Below are 24,062 nucleotides of genomic sequence, written 5' to 3'. Positions count from 1 at the left end.
TCTAATCCGTCGTGTTCGCCACATTTACGTATTTCTCAGCCTAAAAGCTTTGCGATATTGTGGTCACCACATATTCACTGCGTGTGCCAATCCTAAACTTTCCGCCCCAGATGCCAATGCCGCTAGTTACATAATAGTGCGTATTACCCTTTGTCAACGGCCCGTATGCGTCTTCGTATATGGCATCTTCAATCCACGATATGGGCCAAACCTGCCCATAATGGGTGTGTCCGCTAAGCTGAAAGTCTACACCTGCCCGTTGCGCCTCTTCCAAATGGTAGGGCTGATGGTCTAGCAGAATGGTGTATTTGGAGGGGTCTACCTTGCCCATCAGTGTTTTAAGCGACGCCCTCCGCCCATTGGTTCGGTCGTCGCGCCCAACAAGATTGAGGTCCATCACCTGCACAACGCTGTCGCGCAACAGGTTGATGTTGGCATCTCGATAGAACTTTTCGGCGTTAGCGTCACCACTATAATACTCGTGGTTACCCAAACAAGCGTATATTGGCACCTTTATTCGGCGGAATTCTTCGGCTACATGCTCTTCCAACAGCGGCCGCACGCTGATGTCGATGATGTCGCCGGCGATGAGCACAAGGTCTGGTCGCTCGGCGTTGATCAAGTCCACCCAACGCGCGAACTCCGCCCTACGATTGTGATAGCCTAGGTGCAGGTCGCTAATCATCACCACTTTAAGCGGCTTGTCCAAGTGTTTGGAAGTGTTTAGATGCAGCTCTTGTCGTTCCTTATTGTTATAATGGATGTTGCCATACACAAAAACGGCCAACAATATACCCAATACGGTAAGTGTCCCGGACAAGCTGTTATACAAGAATTGCTTGGGAATGAGATGAGCGAGCCGCCCTAAATCGAGCAAAAGAAAAAGCAGCACGGCATAGAGCAGCACGAAAACCGACGACGTCCCTAATTCGTATATGGCCGTGGCGAGGGTCATTGGCATCTTATCTAGTCCTGCACCAAAGCCCACAAGAAGCGAGATGAAACCCAATGAGAGTAACACCAACAGGATGATTTTCAGCCAATTGTTCAGCGGAACAATGTTCCAAACGTGCCAAAACACATAGACATGTCCCACAATAGGGATAAGCAAAAACAATAACATTCCAAGTTTCATACTGCGAAGTTACGTAAAATATGCCACATTAAACATTTATTCTTGTTTAAAGAATATGTCATATCAAAAAAAATCATTAGCTTTGCAACTTGTTTAATAGGGTGTACTTCATCGCGTTCACCATAATATCAGTAATAGTATGAAAAGATTTTTTACAGCATTATTCGTTGTCTTAGGTACAGTTACTACATTTGCCAAAACCTATACAGGCAAACTCGTGGTATACATCAACGGCAACATTGCCGACAATAGTACGGCAACAATCAATGTAGACCAACAAGGAGATGGCACCTATAAACTCTCTTTGGCTAACTTTCCATAAACCTTGAAGGCCAAAAACAAGGTGTAGGCACCATTAACATCCCCGCCACGCCTTTCATCCAAGGTTCAACAAAACTTCTTCAAGCTAATACTAAAGTGAAAATAGAAGAAGGAAGTACCACTGGCCCATGGATTGGCCCTGTACTGGGAGAGGTTCCTATTAACCTACTTGCCCAAGAAAAAGGTGACAAACTAAATGCAAATATCGGCATCGACTTTCAAGGAATGACCATTAAGGTTGTCTTTGGCGAGGGCTATCAAGTGCCTAATAGCGACTTCGAGAACTTCGGAGCCAGTAAAGAACCAAACCGCTGGCATTCGTTCCAAAGTGTTATTACAGAGGGTTGGTTTACTAGTCTAGCGAAAGGACAACAAACAAAAGAATCTACGGACGTACGTCCTGGTTCATTAGGAAAGAAGAGTCTCTGCGTGTATTCACGCTCCATAATAGGAGTTACGGCTAATGGAACAGTCACAACGGGCAGACTTAAAGCAGGCTCCACCACTGCAACAGATACGAGAAACAACTCCTTCCTCGACCTCGCCAACAAGGATAAAGACGGCAATGGCGACCCATTCTACACCGAATTAAGTGGTCGTCCTGACAGTCTTACGCTTTGGGTGAAGTTCAAACAAGGCAAACCTTCTGCCGACCATCCGTACGCAACAGCCAAGGCAGTGATTACCGACGGCACCTATTATCAGCTGCCGGAAGAGAAAGGTAAGACCTACAAAAAGATGGCAGAGGCCATTAACAACGAGATTGCCGACACCAAAGGCGAATGGAAACGTTTGTCCATCCCCTTCAGCTACGTTAATAACAGCATCGACCCGAAAGCCATTCTCGTTACGCTTTCTACAAACGCCGATGCAGGCAAGGGCAGCGGAAGCGATGAATTATACGTAGACGACCTCGAATTGGTGTACAACTTTGGCGTTGAAGGCATTAGCATCAAGGGTCAAGCACTTGCAAACTTCGCAGAAAACACCACCGAATACACCCATATTGTAGGCAACGCAACGGCCGACGACATTACGGTGAAGACCAAGGGACAAGGCATGCTGGTAGCAAAAACCGTAGAAAACGGAAAAGCCACCGTGCTGGTTGCCAGCAACGACCTAAGCAAATATCGCCTTTACACCATCAACGTAACCACAGGCATTGACAATTTGCCCAGCGTTGAGGGCAACAAACAAGTGGAAATATACACCCTCGACGGCGTTCGCGTAAACAACACCAACCGCAAGGGCGTGTATATCATCAAAGATGCGCAAGGCAAAACACGCAAGGTAGTGAAACAATAAGCCTCGAGAAAAGCATGGCGAAGGGGCTTTCTGCGCGCAAAACGTCAGCCTAGCCCACTCGCCCACCCCATAAAGGGTGCTTTCCTACACAAAACGACATTGCCTGCGGTTGCCAAACAGCCACAGGCAATGTTTGTTTTAGCCCCTCTCGGTAGACATTTTCAATTAAGGCAAAGCGGCCTAGCCGTTTTACCATTCATCATTACAACGTAAACAAAGACCTAACTCACCAACATGAACCCCATCTGCAACATCCACACACCTTACTATATAGGTGCAACAAACACGGCCACTTCAACACGGCACATGCTTAAATCCATATTCGCTGCCCTCACTATCCTATTCGCCGCACTTGTTCCAACCACTGCGCAGGCAGCCAACGACACGCAAATTAAAGCCACCAGCCCCGAAGTGCAATACATCGGACGCGTGGAACACAACGCCACAGCAGGCACCGTGCGCTACGATTGGGTGGGAACTTACCTGCGAACAGGCTTTACAGGTACAGAGATTGCCGTCTTAATCTCAGACGAAGGCGAAAGCTATCACAACGTTTTCGTTGATGGCAAGTGGATAAAGAAGATTAGGGTAAAGGGCAACACGCCCCAACGCATGGTGTTGGCCAACGGCTTGAAGAGCGGAAAGCACCAACTGGTGCTGCAAAAATGCACCGAAGGCGAATACGGATGCACCACGGTGCACGCCTTGCTCTTGTCTAAGGGCGGTTCGTTGCATGCCGTACCCGTCCCCAAGCGGCTTATCGAAGTGATTGGCGACTCGTACACCTGCGGTTATGGCACAGAAAGCAACAAGGCTACCGACCCCTTTAAACTGGAAACAGAAAACTGCGACAAGGCCTATGCCTGCCTATTGGCCCGCTATTTCGGGGCCGACTATGTGCTGGCAGCCCATTCTGGCCGCGGCATGGTGCGCAATTGGGGCGACACGGTGCAGATTTCGAAAGGCAACATGTCGCAACGCTACCTACAACTCTTCGACCATTACGCCACCACCCCTTACGATTTCAAGGCCTATCGTCCCCAATTGGTGCTGATAAACCTTGGCACAAACGACTATTCCACCGTCATTACACCCTCTGTTGAGCAATATGTGGGCGCATACGTTAAGCTTATCGAGCTTGTTCGCAAACACTATGGGCCAGTACCCGTTATCTGCATTCGTCCCCATTCGGCAGGCGCGTACCTCTCTGCAAGCTTTAAGGTGCTGCAACAACGGCTGTCTGCGCACAAGGATGTGCATTTTGCCGAGTTCATGCCAGGCATTATTACCGTAGATAAAGACCTTGGCGCAAGCTACCACCCCAACTATTCGGGGCAACAAAAGCTCTGTATGACACTCGTTCCCTTGGTGTCGGCGGTGATGGGATGGGAAATAAACTAAAGAAAAAGAGGGAATAAACCAAAGATAAAGAGAAAATAAACCAAAGGTAAAGAGAAAACCTATCACTACAAGCAACGTGTAGTGGTGCTACAAGCACTTTGTAGGCAGGCTACAAGCATTTTGTACTGGCAGTACAAGCCGCTTGTAGCCTGCCTACAAAAAGCTTGTACAGCACCCAAAACAAAGCCTACTGCCGAACAAAGGCCTTACAACACGCAGGCAAAGGCATGGTTGGATATTGCCCCAAACGCACCAAAACAAAGAAGTTTAGGCACTTCAAACGCCTAAACTCCATCATCATATCACACAGAAGCTTCAATATTCAGCGACTTACGCCCCCCAAGCCTCGCCTTTTTAAACCAAAATTTCGCTGCCCAATCGCCGTGCCAACTCGTTGCGAATTGTCTGCATGTCCTTAAATTCGGCCATTAGTTGCATCAGTTTTTCAGGATCGCTAGCCGCTTGTGCAATCTCCGTTTGCAGTGTTTTTAGGCGATGCTCCACATAATCAAGGCGGAAATCGAGCAGCAAATGCACCGTTCGTTGGCGCAGTTCGTCCTCTTTCTCCTTTTCTTTCAGCCGTTTCTCTTCCTCGTCTAGCGGATGGGTGGGTTCGGGTTGTTTCAGTTTTAGGTACTGATACGGGTCCATGCACAGTTCGGTTGCCAGCTTGCTCAGCTCAATATCTTCGTGATGCACAAAGTAAGGCTCTGCCTTAAAGTCGGGATACACGCTCCTTTCGGCCGCCTCTTGCAGTATTCTGTTAAATAGCGGATGTTGAAACGCCAACTCGTCTTGCATGAAATCATATTGAATAAACTGCGCCACGGTGAGGTTAAGCAAGTTTCCATCCTCATCTTCCACGTTGCGCAGCACAATCCGTTCGCCGTACTTCACCACTTGTTCCACCAACATACGCTCCACCTTCGCCGCCTGTTGCAGCGGTGTAACCGTCTGAATGGTGGGTCGAGGCGTTGTTTCCATACTCTCCTGAACCGCACGCGATGTTTCCGTAGACCGCCTTTCGCGGCTCTCGCGTATGTATCTGTTCATGCTGTTGATGAGCGTTGTTTCGGCCACACCTAGTCGTTGGGCGCAATCGTGCAAGTAAGTGTCGCGCAAAATCTGGTTGGGAATAACCGAAACGCTCTGCACAATAGACGAGATAGCCTCCGAACGGCGAGCAGGATCGGTTACGCCATCAAGCAAAACCCGCGTTTTAAACTGTATGAAGTCGGTCTGATTGTCGGCAATATACTTCCTAAACTCCTCGGCATTGTGCTTTCTGGCAAAGCTGTCGGGGTCGTCGCCATCGGGGAAAAGCAACACTTTTACGTTCATACCCTCGGCCAACAGCATGTCCGTTCCACGCAAGGCGGCGTGTATGCCCGCCGCATCGCCATCGTAAAGCAGCACGATGTTCGAGGTAAAGCGGTGTAAGGTGTGTATCTGATGTATGCTAAGGGCTGTACCAGAGTTAGCCACCACGTTCTCAACGCCACACTGGTGCATCGAAACAACATCGGTATAGCCCTCCACCATGTACACGCAATCTTCTTTGGCAATGGCTTTCTTGCCCTGAAAAATGCCATATAGTTCGTGGTCTTTATGGTAAATGTCCGAGTCGGGCGAGTTAACATACTTCTGTTGTACGCCTTTTGTGCGCGAGTCTAGCAGTCTTCCGCCAAAACCAACCACCTTTCCACTAACGCCAAACCACGGAAAAATAACACGCCCGGCAAAGCGATCGACATACCGTCCGTCGTCTGTACGATAGCAAAGCCCCGTCTTTACCAAGAATTCCACGTTATATCCCTTGTCTATTGCCGTGCGCGCCAATAGCTCTCTGTCGTTAAGGTCGAACCCCAAGCGAAACTTTCGCACGATGTCGTCTCTGAAACCACGGCTCCTAAAATACTGCATGCCGATGGCAAGTCCATCCACATTGTTGTGTAACGTGTCTTCAAAGTGTTTCGCGGCCCACTCGTTAACGATGAACATGCTCTCGCGTTCGTTCTGTTCGCGCCGTTCGTCGTCACTCAGTTCGCGTTCCTTTATCTCGATATGATACTTGTTGGCCAGCCACCGCAATGCCTCTGGATAGGTCATTTGCTCGTGTTCCATGATAAAGCTCACGGGGGTGCCCCCCTTTCCACAACCAAAGCAATGGCAAATGCCACGCGCAGGCGACACCATAAACGATGGTGTGCGCTCGTTATGAAACGGGCACAACCCCTTATAATTCGCCCCAGCCTTGCGCAGGGTTACGAACTCGGAAACCACATCCACGATGTTGGCTGCCTCTTGTATCTTCTCTATGGTTGCTCTGTCTATCATGTCTTGTTTCAACTGGATGCAAACGGCTTCAATAGAAACTGCCTTAACCAACTGCGAAGTTATAAAAAAAGATTGAAACAAACAAGGGAGCAACCCGTAAAGAGCAGGCGGAAGAAAGGATGATTGGTGGGAACGGCTATGGGTTGTATCACTAATTATCAGCAATACAAGCCATTCAACTACTAGATTTAAAGCCAACAAAGCTAATTTCCAGAACCAGCATTACACGAAAACAGGGCGAGGAATACTCCTCACCCTGCCTTATTACTTCTTAAACAAGAATCTAATGGAGCTTATCTCCAACCTCCAACAAACTCAACTTTTTGGTTCAGCTTGGATATTTTGTCTTGAATCTTTTCCATTTTCTTTTCTAGTTTCTCCACCTTCTTCTGCTCCTTGGCCAGTTTCTTGTTCATCTTGGTTACTTCTTTAAGCGTTTTTGCCCTAGCCTTGGCTGCCTTGGCGGTAGCCTCGGCATCACGAATACTCAACCCAGTAACCACACTTGCATTAGCCTCTGCATTGACATCGGCTGCCTTCTTTCTTAGTTCGGCTAGCGAAGCTATTGCCTTTTCGTATTGCAATTGGGTGTTGGTAAGCTGCGTTTGCAACTTCAAAGCTTTCTGTTGGGTTTTCAATTCACTAAATTCTTGACTACTTGCGCAGCCTGTTATCCCAATAGAAAGCATCATGATAGACGCTAGTACAATCTTCTTCATTGCTAAAACTGATTTTCTAAATTAATATTCTTTTCTCTAATTATATTGCAAAGATAGCATAAAAGCAATTACTTTGCAATAGTTTCATACAAAAAAACTAGGCGTTTAGCAATTTTTATTGATTTATCGCAAGCAAAATGAGATTTTACAGGTGCAAAAGACGACAAGTTGATAGGCTAATAAGTTGACAAGTTAACGGGCTGTTTGTGGGGACTTACTCCACAGGAACAAGCCCCTCGATATAGCTACACAAGATGTTGATACCCTTCTCGTTTTCGCCGCCTTGCGGTATAATCAAGTCGGCATAGCGTTTGGTGGGCTCGATAAACTGCTCGTGCATGGGTTTGAGCACCTCCAAATACCGTTCCACCACCATCGAAACCGTTCGGCCACGGTCGATGGTATCGCGCTGAATGTTACGTATCAACCGCTCGTCGGGGTCGGCATCAACAAACACCTTCAAGTCCATGATGTCGCGTAGGCGTTTGTTCAGCAAGGTCATGATGCCCTCGATGATGATAACGGGCTTAGGTTCAACGTGCACCGTTTCCTTTAAGCGGTTACAAAGCAGGTACGAATATGTGGGTTGTTCGATAGCAACCCCACTGCGAAGGTCGTTAACATGCTTGGTCAACAGTTTCCAGTCGAATGCGTCGGGGTGGTCGAAGTTAATGGCATGCCGTTCTTCTTCGGTCATGTCCGACGTGTCGTTGTAATACGAATCGAGTGGAACCACCGCCACATAATGGGGTGGCAACGCCTCTGCTATTTTCTTCACCACCGTTGTTTTGCCCGAACCTGTTCCGCCAGCAATACCTATTATCGTTGTCTTTTGCATCGTGTTATACTTTTATTGAGTGGATATTGTTGTCCTGTTTACAATTTTCTTCACGTCTATAAGCCCATTACTACAAGGTCTCTTCAAACATCGCCTTGTACCACTCGGTTTTCTTCTCCACTTTAAGCGGATAGGCACGCGAAGAGCTTGGCATGCGGTAGAGCCGCATTTCGCGACCGTCGGGCTGAAAGACAAACGGCACATACGTCCCAACCTTGGGCTGTTCGGCAATGCCGAAGTGCGCCCTAAGCACATCGGCAGCCAGCTGTCCCGTAACTACCACATTCTTACAAGCGGGCACTTGCAGCAAAAGTTCGTCGAGGTTGGTGGGTTCTATCACCTCAAGGTCTTTGTCGGCGGCTGTCCCCGTGGTGCGGTTCACAGCCGTTGCCGTATCGTATATGCCCACGCCCTTTGCTGTAAGGAAGGCTTTCAGCTCGTCTAGCTTAAACGTTTTGTTGGCCTCGTCCACGAAGTGTTGCTTATCTTCGAAGAACGCCAAGCCAAAGATGCGCCACATGTCGTTGGTGAAGTTGGGATAAAAGAAGTTCATACACCACCGCTTTTGCGAAGGCGGGAAACTGCCCAGCATCAACAGCTTGCATCCTTTGGGCAAGAAAGGTTTAAAAGGGTGTCGTTCTACCATTGTTGTTTAACGCAACATTTTAACGCGATAAAGGTTTGTCTGCCTGCTATTCTTTCTCTTTTACCAGATAAACCACAACGGGAAGGTGGTCGCTAAAACCATCGAGCCACACGCCACCGGCCGTTGTTCGCTTAGGCGTTCCCTTATACTTGCCCTCCGTTTGGAAGAGGTAATCGCGTTTAAATATTTGGTTTTTCCAATATTTTAGTGCAGTAAAGTCTTTCGAGCCATTGGCGTTGAGCAGATTTTTAGAGAGCAATATCTGGTCGAACAAGTTCCACGAGCCCTGAAATTGCAACGTACCCACCCCCTCTTTGGTCAGCACATTGTACCAAGGGTTATACATATCGCCCTGGCCCACCTCGCTCATGTTGGCCTTTCCATGCAGGCCTTGGCTGATGCTTTTGTCCATCGGGTCGTCGTTCATGTCGCCCATCACCAACACTTTGCAATCTTTATCCTCGCGTTGAACGGAGTCGCGAATGGCCAAAATCTGCCTTGCACCCTGCTCGCGATAGAAAGAATCGCTAAACCTACTGGGCAAATGGCATACCACCACTGTTACATGTTCGCCTGCCAGCGTGCCGCTCACCGTTAAAAAACCACGCGTATAGAAGGCACTATCCTTCTCTAAGCTTTGCACATAGGGCACAAGCTTAACGTTGCGCACCGCGAAAAGTGCAGGATTGTATAGCAATGCGCAGTCGATGCCGCGGCGGTCGGGACCTTCTATGTGGCAAAACTTATATCCACGAGCCGCCAATTCGGGTTGCGCAGTGAGGTCGGTCAGCACTTTTGCGTTCTCCACCTCGGCCAATCCGATAACGGCGCACCCCACGCCAGGCAGCACATCGGTACCCATATCGGCCAAAGCGCGTGCCATGTTGTGCAGTTTGTGGGTGTATTTCATGCCATTCCATTTGTACGAGCCACTTGGCAGAAACTCGTAATCGCGCTTGCCTTCGTCGTGGCAAGTGTCAAACAGGTTTTCTTGGTTGTAAAATCCTGCGGCGTAAACCTCGAATTTCTTTTGTGCTGCTGCCGATAATACGACCACAAGCAGGGCCGACAAGGCAAGCATCCGTCTAAAATAGCTCATGTTTTTGCGTATTGTTGTTCGTTTTCTTGTTCTTCAAAAGTGCGTTTTTGCCTTTCCGCTTCGCCAAGCACTCCGTGTAGGCGATTTCCAAATTCTCGCCAGGGGCAATGCTCCAAGCCAGCTTGGCGTTGCCCATCAGGTCCGCCAAAAACGTTCTTGAATTACTGTCTTTTCTGCTTTCGCCCGCCATTTATGCCAACAACTGTTATCATCGGCAACTTCGGCCATAGCTAAGCAGTATGCAAATATCGTCATTTTATTTTGAAAACGAAAGCCATTGCCCCATTTTTTTGGCTTTTGTAAGCTACAAAGAGTTAAGGCATGTTCTAAAAATTCCCCGCAAAGGTTCAATCGTTGTTCCTTGTATTGCTCTTCACTGTCTTTTTGCTTTTATCTGGCATCTTTTGCTTTCTCTTTCAGAAAGCATAGTGCACCATGCTCCTTCAAGAAGTAAACAAAACCTGCTCAGCTAAAAGCTAAAAATACAGCAAAGGTAATTTTAGAACCTGCCTCTATCAAGAGCCTGCAAATCTACTGGGTATTTGCATAACAAACCAAATTAGCTTGCCATTCATCGGCGGATAAACGCATTAACAGCCCAACTAGCACATTAGCAAACTCGCAAACTTGTCAATTTAAGAAGGTCGAAAAAAGGGCGACACCTATCAGCTTGCCCGACTGCAACTAGCCAACTGGAAAGTTCATTATCTGGTCAAATGGAAAATTCATTAACTGGCCAACTGGGACATTCGCCAACCTATCAAATCGTCAATCCTCAAAAAGAATGTCCGTTTTTCGGTACAAATTTTAACATTATGAGTGCCCTTTTTGGCCACCAACCGCGCACCTTGTCCCAAATAATCGATTCTCGCGAAGGTTAGTTTTGATGCAAAAAAGGGCTACTATGCGAATGCGGTAAAATGAATTTATATTTAAAAGAACCGCCATTTGTACCAGTTTTGGGCCTATTTACAGCAAAACACTGTGCAATATGCCGCAAAACGCACTGCATTTTGGTGCAAAACGCAAGCTATTTTGGTGCAAAACGCAAGGCGTTTTGGTGCTAAATGCAAGGTATTTTGCCGCTAAATGCAGTGCGATTTGCTGCTAAATGCGAGATGATAAGCATAAAAATCCGCCTTGATGGTATAAATATAACGTCTTAGAATCATGAAACACATGCCTCGAAAGGGCAAAATAGCCGTCAAAAAGTGGAGTTTTAGGGGCAAAAAGCATGTATTCGGGCGTAAATAATCATGGGTTGGCAAGCAAACTAGAAAGGCAAAATGGTGCAAAATGCAGGTCCTATGCCTTAAAATGGACAAAACAAAAGACATGCAAGGTTAAAAATAGTAGCTATTTACCTACTTTCTGACCAATATTTTCGCTAGAACGGAGCGAAAATTAGAACAACTTTGTAAAATAAATAATAAGAATTTAAGTTTTGAGTTTTTAAGTTGATGAGTTGATAAGCTTATGAGTTGATGAGGTTGTAAGCTTGTAAGTTGGTGAGTTGATGTATTCGGGAGTTGTTGGGTTTTCGTGAGATGATAAGCCAGTGAGTTGATAGGCCGTAAGTTTTGAGCTCAATTTAAGATTAAAGATTGGCAGATTCTTGATTTGTTGAACCTGACTTGATGAAACAAAAACATACCAACATCATTACTATTTGGATATAATTGACTATCTTTGCATTTGAAAAATCTGCAAAATTTCAAAGGTCGTATGAACAAGGATAGCTATATTGAAGAGAGTAAAACTTTAAAATCGAGAATTAAAGCATTGCCTGTCGATAGCGTGCTGTTCCGTTCTGACTACCCAGAGTATCATTCTGAGTTTGTAGGAAGCACGTTGGCAGAGCTGACTGAAAGCGGAGTACTATTCAAAATGGCACAAGGCATCTATGTAAAGCCCAGAAAGAGCAGGTTTGGTTTGGTATTTCCATCTATTGAGAAAATTGTTCAGGCTATTGCTATGCGAGACAATGCAGAGGTGCTACCATCAGGAACTACCGCTTTAAATGCGTTGGGACTTTCTACTCAGGTTCCAATGAACTATTCTTATCTAACATCAGGGAGTGAAAGAACGATTAAACTAGCCAATCGCCAAGTAGTGCTAAAACGTGGCGTGCCAAAGAATTTCTGCTACAAGACACGGCTGATTGCCTTATTAACACAGGCACTTCGAGCCTTAAAGCAAGAAAACATAGGAGATTCTGAAATACAAATCATCCGTGAACTCATTGCCAAAGAAACTGATAAGGAGAGTTTGGCCAAAGATGTAGATGCAATGCCAGGCTGGATGAAGAGAATTATTAAACCAATGCTTAACAATTAAACAAATAAAATACCATGAAAGAGTTGCAGAAACGCGTGCGTGCCCTATCCGATTAAAAGCGTTCATGCCTTAACGGAACAAGTTGCAGGCTCTAACCATCTATGAATTACCCTCCTTCTTCTTAAAGTTAAGCTGGTAGCTAAACGACAGTAGCACGTAGCTTTTAATTACGGGACGATAGCTTTCGTTAAATCCTGTGGCCGATGCTGTGCGTTCGAGACTTTGCCGACGATTAAGAATGTCGTTCCAACTAAGGGTTAAGGTGGCCTGCTTACTACGAAGGAAACTCCAAGCCAACGACATGTTCCACAGCCATTGGTCGGCATCGCTGCTGGTCATCGTACCCCGATGCAGGTAACAAGAGGCATCGGTAGAGAGTTCGAGGTCGAAAGGCAAGTCGGCCATAGCGTTAACGCTTAGCGAGAAATCATGGTTTTTGGTGCGCGTTTGTGTCTGAATGTTGTGCGAAAAGCGTGGTTGCCAGTGTGCGCTAAACGTTATGTCGCCCCATTTTGGCACAAATCCGCATAGCAAGAGTACCTCTCCTTCACGCATTTTGGTAACGCTTTTCGTCACTTCGGCCTCGCTTTCATCTCCGTTGAGCGACACTTCGCGCCGCAAACCCAATGCCATGCTAAGCCCCAAGTTCCATAAACCCAGCTGTTTGTTCCATCCCAAGTTGGCGTTAAAGCTGTTGTTGCCGTTGATGTTTACTTGCCGATAGTGGCGCGCCCCCGACTGGCGGTCGAGCCGCATCTCTTCGGTAAAGTCGTTAAGCGTGTTTTGGAAGTTGGCACTTAGCGAAAGTCCCCATCGTTCGTGTTCCCATTCTAGGTCGAACATGCTGTTGAACGCGGGTTTAAGGTTGGGGTTTCCTTCGCGAATAGCCAAGGGGTCGGTGGTGTTTCTGAAAGCGAGCAACATCTCTGCACTGGGTTGCGAGGTGTAGCCCGAATATTCCAGGCGCACACTCATGCCCTTTCCACGCCACCGCACATGCGCCATCGGCTTGAAGTCGGCGTGTCGTAAGGTGGTATCGCGCTCTTCGCCGTGGTATCGTTGATGAAACCGCTTGCGCTGTGGCAGCAAAGTAAGGCCGCCATTGGCACTAAGATGCTCGCTATCGTAGTTGAATGTCAGTCGAAACTCTTGCCCAAGAGACGTCAGTTTGCTTTCGTTACTAAGGCTATCTACCCATTGTCCGCTGTTCCTAGCCTGGTCGTAGGTGTCTTGCTTACGGTAATTCTTGGCCGCAACAATGCCCCAACCCGCCTGCAAGCGCACCTTTTTGCCCAACGGCTGGGTAAGCAGTGCGGTAAAGGATGTTTGCCTTGACTGCGTGGGCGATAGCTGTTGCAACTCTCTAAGTTGCAAAGAGTCGGTTCCCAGCTTGTTTTTCAATTGCCGATAATGCGTTCTGCTGTGTGAATTGTTGGTGCTTTGGGCATTGTTGGCATCCATTCGGCCCATAATACTCAATGCCGTACCCCCTTCGGCAAAGGCATGAGTGAAGTCGGCCGAGGCACTAAAGCTGTTGGAATGGCCGCGCGAAAAACTCTCTTCGTTACCCAACGTTATGGTGTCTATGCGCGCCCGCTTGTCGAACAGCTGCGTTTCTTGCGCACTTTGGCTCTTGTTGCCGTACAGACTAGCAGAAAAATTCACGTTGAGTTGGCTGCGCTTAGACATTTCGTAAGTAGAAAAGAACCACAGCGAGCCACTGGTGTTGCGCCCCTTCGTGCTACTTGTCGAGGCATCGGCTCGTGTTCCTGTGGTAAGATACTCCTCACTGTAACTGGAACCAAACATTTCTTGATGGAAATCGTAAAGCGATGCACTGGCGTTAAGCTTCAATTGCTTGCCAAAATGCTTGTTTCCGTCGATGGATACCGAGTTGGTGTAATTGCCGTTGCCGGCTGTGGTGTTCTCCAAGTTGCTGCTTGCCACGCCAAACGACAAGCTTTCGCCGTTAGACCGCAACCAATTAAGCAGCGCACTGTCGTTACGTCGCCCCTGCGTGCCATGTTCGGCCTTAACGTTTGTGGTAAGGGCACCGTTAAATTCGTCCTTAGTCTGAATGTCGAGCGTTAGCTCTTGCAATCCGTCGGTAATGCCCGTGGCCTTTTCGAGGGTAGAAAGCAAGTCGTATATTTTAAGTTGCGACACCGCCTCGGCAGGCAAAGCGGCCAAGGCTCGTGCGATGTTGTTTCCCATGAAGGTAGAGCCGTTGAGGTTAATCTTAACAAGCGGCTTGCCATTATAGGTTAGTCGGCCTGTCACTCGGTCGTAGCGCATGCCCGGAACCTTGCGTAACAGATACTCCAAGCTACCGCCTCGCTTGGTGTGTAGCCCGCCCACGTTGATAAGCGTGGTGTCGTTGCGCATCTGAATAAGCTTTCGGCGAGCCACCACAACCACCTCGCCAAGGTCTTTTCCTTGGCGTAACGTGTCGGGGTCGCTTACCAAATGGCGCGGTTCCGACGATGTGGTGGCGCGTGTTGGCAAAGAGGAAACGGCCAATAAGCCAACCGCTATATATATAAGGAGTAGCCTTATGCGCATCTAACTGTTTTCTGTTTTCGGCCATGAGGCCTGCAAGCAAGCCAAATGCAAAGGTAGTCTACACTTTCGGGCTGTGCAACAAAAAGGCTTATTATTTTACATCCGCACCGCTACTAAGACTTATTTTAATGACATCAGCCAGCTTACAACACCTGCATACCAACCGTTGCAAGCCGCGCAACAGGCAAGACAAACACGAAAGCAGCATTAAAACGCTACCCTGGCAGGCGAATAATGAACGCGGCGTTATCGAAATTCGATTAAAAGCCGTACCTTTGTGCCGTAATTGAACAAGAATTTATTGTGGGAGAAAACAGTTTCGAGCTATTAGATAAGATTAGGTACCCAGAGGACTTGCGCAAACTAGATGTTGAACAGCTGCCTCAACTGTGCCAAGAGCTACGCCAAGAGATTATAGAAGAGGTGTCGGTGAACCCCGGACACTTTGCTTCGAGTCTGGGCGTGGTAGAGCTTACCGTTGCTCTGCACTACGTTTACGACACGCCCGAAGACCGAATTGTATGGGACGTAGGCCATCAGGCATACGGCCACAAGCTGCTAACGGGCAGGCGCGAGCAGTTTTTCACCAATCGTAAGCTGGGCGGCATTCGCCCTTTTCCCACACCAATGGAAAGCCCTTACGACACGTTTACCTGCGGACATGCCTCAAACTCTATCTCGGCTGCATTGGGAATGGCCGTGGCTGCCAAGCTAGGCGGCGACCAACAACGCCACGTTGTGGCCGTGATTGGCGACGGAGCGATGAGTGGCGGATTGGCTTTCGAAGGCATTAACAACGTGTCGTCTACGGACAACGACTTGCTCATCGTGCTCAACGACAACGACATGAGCATCGACCGAGCCGTTGGAGGCATGGAGAAATACCTGCTGAACCTCGACACCAACGAAACATACAACCGCCTACGCTTTAAGGCTGCACAATGGTTGCACGCCAAAGGATGGCTGGACGACGACCGCAAGAAGGGCATTCTGCGACTGAACAACGCCTTGAAGTCGGCGCTGAGCCACCAACAGAACATCTTTGAGGGCATGAACATACGCTACTTCGGCCCATTCGACGGCCACGACGTGAAAGAAGTGGTGCGAAAGCTACGCCAACTCAAACTGATGCGCGGCCCAAAGCTACTACATCTGCACACCACCAAAGGCAAAGGCTACAAGCCAGCCGAAGAATCGGCCACCATTTGGCATGCCCCTGGCAAGTTCGACCCTGCAACAGGTGAACGACTGGTATGCAACAACACGGGCGAACCGCCGCGTTACCAAGACGTTTTCGGCGAGACTCTGGTTGAATTGGCACAAGTCAACCCCAAGATTGTGGGTGTTACGCCAGCCATGCCCACAGGATGTTCGCTAAACATCATGATGAAGGCCATGCCCAACCGCGCTTTCGACGTGGGCATTGCCGAAGGACACGCCGTAACTTTCTCTGCCGGCATGGCCAAAGATGGGCTTATGCCATTCTGCAACATATACAGTTCGTTCTCGCAACGCGCCTACGACAACATCATTCACGATGCGGCGTTGCTCAATTTGCCTGTGGTGCTGTGCCTAGACCGCGCAGGACTGGTTGGCGAAGACGGCCCAACGCACCACGGAGTGTTTGACATTGCCGCGCTGCGTGCCGTTCCCAACCTGACGATAGCCTCGCCAATGGACGAACACGAACTGCGCAACCTGATGTACACGGCCCAATTACCGAACAAGGGAACGTTCGTTATACGTTATCCGCGCGGCAATGGCGTATGCCCCGACTGGCGTTCGCCCTTCGAAGAGATAACCGTTGGCACGGGCCGATGCCTTAGAGCGGGTACGGATGTGGCCGTAATAACGCTAGGCCCGATTGGAAACGATGTGGCTAAACTACTCGACGAGATGCAGGGAACAAAGCAAGTGGCCCACTACGACCTGCGCTTTGTAAAACCATTAGACGAAAACTTGCTGCAAGACATTGGCCGCAAGTTCAACAAGATTATAACCATTGAAGACGGTGTACGCAACGGCGGCATGGGTTCGGCCGTGCTGGAATGGATGTCCGACCACAGTTTCCGCCCCCAAATAGTGCGCATGGGCTTGCCCGATGCCTTCGTAGAACACGGTTCGGTGGCACAACTACGCAAACTGGTAGGCCTTGACGCCGACTCAATAAGAAAGGAGATAGAAGCATGAAAATCGTTATAGCCGGTGCTTGCGACATAGGAATTTACCTGGCTACACTGCTATCGCACAGCCACGAGAACATCACGCTCATCGATGAGGACGAAGAACGGCTTGGCAGAATGGACGCCGAGGCCGACCTGATGATGTTGCAAGCATCGCCCAGCAGCGTAAAAACACTTAAAGAGGCGAACGCCGGCGACGCCGACTTGTTTATCGCCGTTACCGCCGACCAACATCTGAACCTCAACATCTGCATGATTGCTAAGGCTCTGGGGGCAAAAAAGACGGTGGCCAAGATAGACGATGTGGAACTGACTGAACCAGGAGTGGCCGAACTTTTCGAGCGTTTGGGCGTTAGTTCGCTCATCGTTCCCGAAACGTTGGCGGCTACCGACATCATCAACGGTCTGAAAATGTCGTGGGTGCGCCAACGTTGGGACGTGCACAATGGCGCGCTTGTGATGCTGGGCATCAAGTTGCGCGAGGGCTGCGAAATTCTTAACCAACCCTTAAAACAACTCTGTGGCCCCGACGACCCTTACCACGTGGTGGCCATTAAGCGCGGTTACGAAACCATCATACCAGGCGGTAACGACGAATTGAAACTATACGACCTGGCCTACTTCATGACAACGCGCCAATATATTCCCTACATTCGCAAGATTGTAGGCAAAGAACACTACGTAGACGTAAAGAACGTGTTCTTCATGGGCGGAGGAAACACCTGCGTGATGGCGGTGAAAAACATCCCCAGCTACATGGAAGCCAAGATAATAGAGAAAGACGAGCAGCGCTGTGAGGAACTGAACGACCTGCTTGAAGAAGACAAGGCACTGGTGATACACGGCGACGGACGCGACATACAGCTGCTTAACGAAGAGGGCATTATGAACACCCAAGCCTTCGTGGCACTAACAAGCAACACCGAAACAAACATCCTGGCATGCCTTACGGCTAAACGACTGGGCGTGCGCAAAACCGTGGCTATGGTAGAAAACATGGACTATGTGAGCATGGCCGATAGTCTTGACATCGGTACCATCGTGAATAAGAAAGACATTGCCGCAAGCCACATCTACCAAATGATGCTCGATGCCGACGTAAGCAACGTGCGTTTTCTCACAATGGCCAATGCCGACGTGGCCGAATTTACCGCCCAACAGGGTTCGAAAGTAACGAAAAAGCGCGTGTTCGAGTTGGGTTTGCCAAGGGGAGTAACCATTGGCGGATTGGTTCGCAAAGGCGTTGGCATCCTCGTTTCGGGTGGAACTCAGATTGAGGCCGGCGACAGTGTAATGGTGTTTTGCCATAACACCAACATGCAACAGCTAGGAAAGTTCTTTAATTAGCCATCGGTACACGAACTTTAAGTTCGGGAAATGAAGATAAGCGGAGCCCTTGATGTTCCATATCTTCGCAACCTTCCCTGCCGATTAAACATCCAAGCTTGCATTCTCGTCAACTTTCAAACTTGTTAACTCACGAGCTGGTGAACTAGCAAACTTTTGAAGTTGCAACCTCGTAAACATGTCAACTTGTGAACTTGTCAACTGAATGATTAACTATCGCACCATATATAAAATTATCGGCTCGTTGCTTTTCATCGAAGCAGCACTGATGTTGTCGTGCTTGGCAATGGCCATTTATTATGCGGAAGACGACGTAATGGCCTTCCTCGTGTCTATCATCGCCACCTTATTCTTTGGTTTCGTGTTCCGTTTTATGGGCCGCAACTCCAACAACACGATGGGTCGTCGCGACGCTTGCTTGGTGGTGAGCCTCTCGTGGGCCATCTTCAGCGCCATCGGCACCATGCCTTTCATGATAGGCGGCTACCTACACAGTTTCACCGACGCCTATTTCGAAACCATGTCGGGGTTCACAACCACAGGCGCAACCATCATCGACGATGTCGAGGCCCTACCGCACGGCATCATATTTTGGCGCTCGCTAACACAGTGGATTGGGGGATTGGGCATCGTGTTCTTTACCATCGCCCTGCTGCCATCGCTCGTTGGCGGTTCGGTAAAGGTGTTTTCGGCCGAAGCCACTGGCCCGATAAAAAGCAAACTACACCCCAAACTAAGCACAAGCGCCAAGGCCATCTGGGCTGTTTACCTCACCATTTCCATCGCTTGCACCCTTTGTTACAAGTTCTTGGGCATGGGCTGGTTCGACAGTGTGAACTATTCAATGACCTCTTTGGCCACGGGAGGGTTCTCAACCCACAATTCCAGCGTAGAGTTTTTCCACTCGCCTGCCATCGAATACGCCGTAACCTTCTTCTGTTTCTTCTCGGGTGTGAACTTCACCCTACTCTATTTCACGGCCACGAAGTTAAAGATACGCCAGCTTTTCCGCAATTCCGAGTTCAAACTCTACCTTTGGTTGGTACTGGGTTTCACGGCTTTCATCATGGTTGAACTAATCATACGCAACCACTACGAGTTGGAAAAAGCCTTCCGCGCGGCCATCTTCCAAGTGGTATCGTTCATCACCACCACAGGACTTTTCAGCGACGATGCCGCCCGTTGGCCACATGTAACATGGGTGGTATTGGCCATGTGCATGTTCATAGGAGCCTGTTCAGGCAGTACTAGCGGCGGTTTCAAGTGCATTCGTGGCGTAATGTTGCTCAAAGTAATACGCAACGAGTTCAAGCAACTGCTTCACCCCAACGCCGTTTTGCCGTTGAAGATAGACGGAGTAAACGTCTCTACCCAAAAGCGCGTAACGTTATTGGCCTTCCTCACCGTAACATTGGTGATGTGTTTGTTCTGTGCTTTCTCCATGATTGCAGCCGGAATAGACAACACCAACGCCATAACCATCACACTAAGTGCGCTAAGCAACGTTGGACCAACGTTGGGAATAGAGATTGGCCCAACCATGTCGTGGGCACAACTGCCCGACTTTGCCAAGTGGCTGTGCTCAGTACTGATGCTCATGGGACGCTTGGAGATATTCACCGTATTGGTTATCTTCACCCCCGCATTTTGGAACGACAGATAGTTTTGAGGAGTTAAGCAGTTACGAAGTTAAGGAGTTAAGCCAATACTCCTGCCGCTCATGTGCCAACACAACATGAAGAATGAAAATTGTTTATGGCTACTCTTAACAACATAAAGCCACATCTGACCCAAAACAAAGGGTAATGGCATGCACTTAACTCCATAACTCATCGACTTACAAAACTCTATAACTCACAAATTCAAACATAAACGCACAGAAATAAAGGGCAAAGGATACAAAGGAGAAAGGAACAAAGGAGACAACAACAAAGGAGAAAGAAACAAAGATATTGGCTTAACTCCATAAATAACAAAGGAGAAAGAAACAAAGGTACTGGCTTAACTCCTTAACTCCATAACTCCTTAACTCCTCTATCCCTAGGGCTCATAAACTAAAAAACTCATATACTCACATGCAACCATTAAAGTTTAAACCACTATTAAAGCAAACCATTTGGGGCGGAAACAAAATCGTTCCCTTCAAGCATCTCGACTCTAACCTGCAAAACGTGGGCGAGAGTTGGGAAATATCGGGCGTGCCAGGCGACGAAACCATCGTGGCAAATGGCGAATACGAAGGCAAAAGCCTTAACGAAGTGTTGAAAGAACTGCAAGGAAAGTTGGTGGGCGAAAAGAACTATGCACGCTTTGGAAACGAGTTTCCACTGCTCATCAAGTTCATCGACGCCAACGACGACCTCTCTATTCAGGTGCACCCCACCGACGAATTAGCACAGAAACACGGTAAGAGTCGTGGAAAAACAGAGATGTGGTACGTGATGGAGTCAGACCCCAAGGCCTATCTCAACTGTGGAATGAAAACCGCCATCACACCTCAACAATACAAGGAGATGGTGGCCAACAACACCATCTGCGATGCCATCTGCAACTATAACGTGAAACGCGGCGACAGTTTCTTCATCCCCGCAGGTCGTATTCACAGCATCGGCAAGGGCTGTTTCATCCTCGAAATACAGCAAACATCCGACGTAACCTACCGCATCTACGACTTCAACCGCAAGGATAAGGACGGGAACACGCGCGAATTGCACACCGAAGAGGCCGCCGAATGTATCAACTACACGGTGGAAGAGAACTATCGCACAAACTATGTGCCTGCAAAGAACGTGGGCGTGAACCTCGCCACCTGTCCTTTCTTCACCACCAACCTCTACGATTTGGACCAGCCGATGACCATCGACCTATCGCAACTCGACAGTTTCGTTATCCTCATCTGCACTGGCGGTAAAGGAACAGTTACCGACAACGAGGGAAACACCGTGGAAATGCAGACGGGCGACTCGATTCTTGTTCCGGCTACCACACAAAACGTGAAGGTGGAAGGCGTTATCGAGCTGGTACAAACCTACGTTTAAGGCAGGTTCTAAAAATAACATCCACTGTATTTTTAGACTTTATCTGTCAGACTACTCTTACTTCTTGATGGGCGATAATGGACTATGCCACTGAAAAAGTAAGGGAAAGATGACAGATAAGGTCTAAAAGACAGTGAAGAGCAAACGTAAAAAGGAGAAAAGACATAAACGTGGAATTTATAGAACATGCCTTAAACCCAAATCAGTCGTTAGAGCTTGTACGGATTTTGTTTGATTGTTGAGCATATTGCCTGGTCTTATTCTGAAGGCGTAGCGGGCTACGCCGAGAGAATAAGACAGGCAAGATGCCGACAAACCAACGAAGGATGGACAGGAAACGATGGAAACTACCTTCATAAATACACCGATAGACACCATTTTCTCCATACGCTTGTTATTAATACCATGTTAGTGAATTTGATTTTTCTTTTCTCAGGATTCATTTCTTTCCGTGTGTTATTAGAAACACCTGATTATCTGGTTTTCTGCTAATAATAATTCTATTGATTAGACGCTTGAATTGATTAGACAACTCATATAGTTTCCCTCTGTATAAAGCGAAGAAGGCACTAAAGTACAAATCCTCCGTTTGGTTGTCATCATACAGGAAGATAATTTTTCCTCGTGTGTCAGGAACTGTTTTGTATGAGGTAAATTCTTGCAATTCATTCACGGCCTGCATGAGTTCCTTGATCTTTTTTGTGCCAACAATGCTAACTGTATCACAAATACCTCTTAATGCTCCCTTATCAAAGTATGAAGGGGTGATTCTGAAAATTGTAGTCATATAAATATCTGTAAATACGATTTGTAAACTTTTTACGTCCTTAGCATAACCCATAAACATGCCACTCAGCAGCAAGACTATCATCAGCGTTCTATTTCTTATTGACATAATGTTTTTAGTTGTAATGCAAGCTTGTATCGCAAATAAAGTATTGGGAAAGATGAAAATTAGCTTTGTCTTCGTTGCCTTAATCGGGCTTACTTTTAATGTTCTACCCAAAACGAAATAGTATTGGCTATAATATCATGAAACAAAGGATACGTGTTTTCTTAAATCTACTTTCCACAATGATGCCAGGATTATTATAAAAAAGCGCAATCATTCCTATCAACATTCAGGGACTAAACAAATTTATCAAGTATCAGGAATGTACACTCTAAGATACTTGCCCGTATAACAGTAATACCTATGCTTAACGATTACCGTGTTATATACATGTCTTTTATCCCCACCTTCCTTATCTATTACTACTTTCTTTCCAACATATATTTCTCTCCTTTTGATTATATAAACATAATCCATCATCAAACTATCCTTTTCCACTTCCGAAGACGTAAATAACAAAAGGCCCTCACTTTTATAAATTCCTACATTTTGGAGCGTTCCCTTTCTATACTCTTCATACAAGAAAGGCATGTAATACATCCCTCTCCACTTCATTCTCTCGTCAGAGTAATGATAATCAGAAGAAACAAGCCTATAACTTATCACTCGAAAGTTCTCAAGCCTTTTCATAGCAGAGCCTTTTGCACAAATAAGACTCATCAAAAGCACTAAATAATATAAGTTCATATACTAAAAGATTACTATTATTACCTATCTAAAACCATCGCTATTACCATCATACTCCAACATTCTTTCAAAAATCATTCGCAGGTCTTCAACAAACTTTAACCCCAACCGTTGGTCGCATTTTAATAATTCAGGAAAAAAATGGTATTCATTTTTTCCTTGTTTTAAAATTCTTATCACATACTCATTCTTTGTTACACAACCACAGCGGCTCCAATCAGGTTTCTCTAACCTACTCAGGTTTATTACTGTTAGATAATGCAGCAAGTTTACTATTGCCTGGTCGTTAACTTTCCTTCTTTTCTTATGCGTTAAATCATCAACAGACAATAACAAACTATCATTGGCATAATAATAAACACGATCATGTTCCAACGATATGGCTGTAATTGAATTATAACACAACTCGCCATACGTAATTCTATAAACATAGATGTTCGCATTCGCATCTATTACCCAATCTTTTCTTACATACTGCTGATAGCAAGAGGTTAGAAACACCCCCATAGCCAACATGGTAAAACAGAATTTCTTGTTAATCATTTTGTTATATTTCCTCCTTTCCCTTTCAAACTTGCTGCGCCATTGGCAGCAATCGCCGTTCCGTTCGTATTGCAAACCTAGATTACCACTACTCAAACGCACAAAATATTTGACAAAGGTACAAGAAAAGTTAAAACTATCCTACATTTACCAGCTACAAAATGCAATTATATTTTGAAGGTGAAAGAGTGAAAGGGTGAAAAGGGTGAAAGGGTGAAAAGGCGAAAAGGTGAAAAGGTGAAAAGGTGAAATGATGGCTGCGCCTATTAACTTGTTATCTCGTTAGCTTGTCAACTCGTTAACTTGTTATCTCGTTAACTTGTTAACTCGTCAACTTGTTAACTTGTCATCTTGTTATCTCGTTAACCTGTTATCTCATTAACTTGTCAACTAATATTGGTGAAAAATGGCTGTTTCTATTAACTTGTACAATCGTAAACTAGTTTTCTCGTTCATCTGCAAAATCACGTTTTTGTCTACTTGCCTACTCGTCAACCTATAAACTCATGCTTTGTTAACTCGCCAACTTGTCAACTCGTCAACCAGCTAACTCGCCAATCATTGTAACCTTTTCAGTAAGAATTTTAACATTATGAGTGCCTTCGTAATCCACCAACCGCTCACCCGACCGCAAAAAATCGATTCTCGCGAAGGTTGGTTTTGATGCAAGAA

The 24,062-nt window shown here is 47.1% G+C and carries 18 protein-coding genes; 8 read left to right on the top strand and 10 right to left on the bottom strand.

What is annotated here, in order from left to right; all coding sequences use genetic code 11:
• Positions 1-40: 40 nt before the first annotated feature.
• The gene (locus HMPREF0670_RS00940) at positions 41-1,135 is read right to left on the bottom strand and encodes a metallophosphoesterase (RefSeq protein ID WP_009229279.1); all 1,095 of its coding nucleotides are present in this window, start codon (positions 1,133-1,135) and stop codon (positions 41-43) included.
• Between the two features lie 139 nt (positions 1,136-1,274).
• On the opposite strand from HMPREF0670_RS00940, the gene HMPREF0670_RS16930 reads away from it, so the two are divergent.
• The 3 genes from HMPREF0670_RS16930 to HMPREF0670_RS00930 all read left to right on the top strand — a co-directional run bounded on the left by HMPREF0670_RS16930 (position 1,275) and on the right by HMPREF0670_RS00930 (position 4,162).
• Positions 1,275-1,457 carry a calycin-like domain-containing protein gene (locus HMPREF0670_RS16930; protein ID WP_009229278.1) on the top strand — a complete coding sequence of 61 codons (183 nt, stop codon included), beginning with the start codon at positions 1,275-1,277 and terminating at the stop codon, positions 1,455-1,457.
• 95 nt (positions 1,458-1,552) lie between these two features.
• A complete protein-coding gene (locus HMPREF0670_RS00935) occupies positions 1,553-2,761 on the top strand; it encodes a PCMD domain-containing protein (protein ID WP_009229277.1) in 1,209 nt (402 codons plus the stop codon).
• A gap of 306 nt (positions 2,762-3,067) precedes the next feature.
• Positions 3,068-4,162, top strand: a complete 1,095-nt coding sequence (locus HMPREF0670_RS00930) for an SGNH/GDSL hydrolase family protein (protein ID WP_009229276.1) — start codon at positions 3,068-3,070, stop codon at positions 4,160-4,162.
• 354 nt (positions 4,163-4,516) lie between these two features.
• Here the strand turns inward: HMPREF0670_RS00930 and dnaG are convergent, their stop codons facing one another.
• The 5 genes from dnaG to HMPREF0670_RS00905 form a co-directional block, all read right to left on the bottom strand.
• Positions 4,517-6,499 carry a DNA primase gene (gene dnaG / locus HMPREF0670_RS00925; RefSeq protein ID WP_009229275.1) on the bottom strand — a complete coding sequence of 661 codons (1,983 nt, stop codon included), beginning with the start codon at positions 6,497-6,499 and terminating at the stop codon, positions 4,517-4,519.
• Positions 6,500-6,792: 293 nt separating this feature from the next.
• Positions 6,793-7,218, bottom strand: coding sequence for a hypothetical protein (locus HMPREF0670_RS00920; protein WP_009229274.1), 426 nt, complete (start codon positions 7,216-7,218; stop codon positions 6,793-6,795).
• 214 nt (positions 7,219-7,432) lie between these two features.
• Positions 7,433-8,056, bottom strand: a complete 624-nt coding sequence (udk, locus tag HMPREF0670_RS00915; protein ID WP_009229273.1) for a uridine kinase — start codon at positions 8,054-8,056, stop codon at positions 7,433-7,435.
• A 70-nt stretch (positions 8,057-8,126) separates the two neighbouring features.
• The gene (locus tag HMPREF0670_RS00910) at positions 8,127-8,702 is read right to left on the bottom strand and encodes a uracil-DNA glycosylase family protein (RefSeq protein WP_009229272.1); all 576 of its coding nucleotides are present in this window, start codon (positions 8,700-8,702) and stop codon (positions 8,127-8,129) included.
• 46 nt (positions 8,703-8,748) lie between these two features.
• The gene (locus HMPREF0670_RS00905; RefSeq protein ID WP_009229271.1) at positions 8,749-9,783 is read right to left on the bottom strand and encodes an endonuclease/exonuclease/phosphatase family protein; all 1,035 of its coding nucleotides are present in this window, start codon (positions 9,781-9,783) and stop codon (positions 8,749-8,751) included.
• Positions 9,784-11,526: 1,743 nt separating this feature from the next.
• Here HMPREF0670_RS00905 and HMPREF0670_RS00895 point away from each other — a divergent pair.
• Positions 11,527-12,138 carry a DUF6088 family protein gene (locus HMPREF0670_RS00895; protein ID WP_009229269.1) on the top strand — a complete coding sequence of 204 codons (612 nt, stop codon included), beginning with the start codon at positions 11,527-11,529 and terminating at the stop codon, positions 12,136-12,138.
• 99 nt (positions 12,139-12,237) lie between these two features.
• Here the strand turns inward: HMPREF0670_RS00895 and HMPREF0670_RS00890 are convergent, their stop codons facing one another.
• Positions 12,238-14,700 carry an outer membrane beta-barrel protein gene (locus tag HMPREF0670_RS00890; RefSeq protein WP_009229268.1) on the bottom strand — a complete coding sequence of 821 codons (2,463 nt, stop codon included), beginning with the start codon at positions 14,698-14,700 and terminating at the stop codon, positions 12,238-12,240.
• A gap of 303 nt (positions 14,701-15,003) precedes the next feature.
• Here HMPREF0670_RS00890 and dxs point away from each other — a divergent pair, with 303 nt between their 5' ends.
• From dxs to HMPREF0670_RS00870, 4 genes are all read left to right on the top strand, one after another.
• Positions 15,004-16,890 carry a 1-deoxy-D-xylulose-5-phosphate synthase gene (dxs, locus tag HMPREF0670_RS00885; protein WP_009229267.1) on the top strand — a complete coding sequence of 629 codons (1,887 nt, stop codon included), beginning with the start codon at positions 15,004-15,006 and terminating at the stop codon, positions 16,888-16,890.
• A complete protein-coding gene (trkA, locus tag HMPREF0670_RS00880) occupies positions 16,887-18,230 on the top strand; it encodes a Trk system potassium transporter TrkA (RefSeq protein ID WP_009229266.1) in 1,344 nt (447 codons plus the stop codon). Before dxs ends, trkA begins: the two co-directional genes overlap by 4 nt.
• A gap of 205 nt (positions 18,231-18,435) precedes the next feature.
• The gene (locus HMPREF0670_RS00875; protein ID WP_009229265.1) at positions 18,436-19,893 is read left to right on the top strand and encodes a TrkH family potassium uptake protein; all 1,458 of its coding nucleotides are present in this window, start codon (positions 18,436-18,438) and stop codon (positions 19,891-19,893) included.
• A 412-nt stretch (positions 19,894-20,305) separates the two neighbouring features.
• Positions 20,306-21,268 (top strand): type I phosphomannose isomerase catalytic subunit, encoded by a 963-nt coding sequence (locus tag HMPREF0670_RS00870; protein ID WP_009229264.1) that lies wholly within the window; start codon positions 20,306-20,308, stop codon positions 21,266-21,268.
• A gap of 439 nt (positions 21,269-21,707) precedes the next feature.
• Here HMPREF0670_RS00870 and HMPREF0670_RS00865 read toward each other — a convergent pair whose 3' ends face one another.
• The 3 genes from HMPREF0670_RS00865 to HMPREF0670_RS00855 form a co-directional block, all read right to left on the bottom strand.
• Positions 21,708-22,163 (bottom strand): hypothetical protein, encoded by a 456-nt coding sequence (locus HMPREF0670_RS00865; protein WP_044077560.1) that lies wholly within the window; start codon positions 22,161-22,163, stop codon positions 21,708-21,710.
• 246 nt (positions 22,164-22,409) lie between these two features.
• The gene (locus HMPREF0670_RS00860; RefSeq protein WP_232213835.1) at positions 22,410-22,790 is read right to left on the bottom strand and encodes a hypothetical protein; all 381 of its coding nucleotides are present in this window, start codon (positions 22,788-22,790) and stop codon (positions 22,410-22,412) included.
• Between the two features lie 81 nt (positions 22,791-22,871).
• Entirely contained in the window at positions 22,872-23,390 is a 519-nt protein-coding gene (locus HMPREF0670_RS00855; protein ID WP_232213834.1) for a hypothetical protein, read from the bottom strand.
• Positions 23,391-24,062: the final 672 nt, after the last annotated feature.

The sequence above is a fragment of the Prevotella sp. oral taxon 317 str. F0108 genome (genome assembly GCF_000162415.1).
Classification (GTDB): Bacteria; Bacteroidota; Bacteroidia; order Bacteroidales; family Bacteroidaceae; genus Prevotella; species Prevotella conceptionensis.
Note: the sequence above shows the minus strand (reverse complement) of the source record. Positions and strands in the feature narration are given on the sequence as shown.

Bases quoted from the DNA above. Each gene is read 5' to 3' on its own strand.
- HMPREF0670_RS00940 (WP_009229279.1), bottom strand. From the start codon at position 1,135: ATGAAACTTGGAATGTTATTGTTTTTGCTTATCCCTATTGTGGGACAT.
- HMPREF0670_RS16930 (WP_009229278.1), top strand. From the start codon at position 1,275: ATGAAAAGATTTTTTACAGCATTATTCGTTGTCTTAGGTACAGTTACT.
- HMPREF0670_RS00930 (WP_009229276.1), top strand. From the start codon at position 3,068: ATGCTTAAATCCATATTCGCTGCCCTCACTATCCTATTCGCCGCACTT.
- dnaG (WP_009229275.1), bottom strand. From the start codon at position 6,499: ATGATAGACAGAGCAACCATAGAGAAGATACAAGAGGCAGCCAACATC.
- HMPREF0670_RS00920 (WP_009229274.1), bottom strand. From the start codon at position 7,218: ATGAAGAAGATTGTACTAGCGTCTATCATGATGCTTTCTATTGGGATA.
- udk (WP_009229273.1), bottom strand. From the start codon at position 8,056: ATGCAAAAGACAACGATAATAGGTATTGCTGGCGGAACAGGTTCGGGC.
- HMPREF0670_RS00910 (WP_009229272.1), bottom strand. From the start codon at position 8,702: ATGGTAGAACGACACCCTTTTAAACCTTTCTTGCCCAAAGGATGCAAG.
- HMPREF0670_RS00905 (WP_009229271.1), bottom strand. From the start codon at position 9,783: ATGCTTGCCTTGTCGGCCCTGCTTGTGGTCGTATTATCGGCAGCAGCA.
- HMPREF0670_RS00895 (WP_009229269.1), top strand. From the start codon at position 11,527: ATGAACAAGGATAGCTATATTGAAGAGAGTAAAACTTTAAAATCGAGA.
- HMPREF0670_RS00890 (WP_009229268.1), bottom strand. From the start codon at position 14,700: ATGCGCATAAGGCTACTCCTTATATATATAGCGGTTGGCTTATTGGCC.
- trkA (WP_009229266.1), top strand. From the start codon at position 16,887: ATGAAAATCGTTATAGCCGGTGCTTGCGACATAGGAATTTACCTGGCT.
- HMPREF0670_RS00875 (WP_009229265.1), top strand. From the start codon at position 18,436: ATGATTAACTATCGCACCATATATAAAATTATCGGCTCGTTGCTTTTC.
- HMPREF0670_RS00870 (WP_009229264.1), top strand. From the start codon at position 20,306: ATGCAACCATTAAAGTTTAAACCACTATTAAAGCAAACCATTTGGGGC.
- HMPREF0670_RS00865 (WP_044077560.1), bottom strand. From the start codon at position 22,163: ATGTCAATAAGAAATAGAACGCTGATGATAGTCTTGCTGCTGAGTGGC.
- HMPREF0670_RS00860 (WP_232213835.1), bottom strand. From the start codon at position 22,790: ATGAAAAGGCTTGAGAACTTTCGAGTGATAAGTTATAGGCTTGTTTCT.
- HMPREF0670_RS00855 (WP_232213834.1), bottom strand. From the start codon at position 23,390: ATGATTAACAAGAAATTCTGTTTTACCATGTTGGCTATGGGGGTGTTT.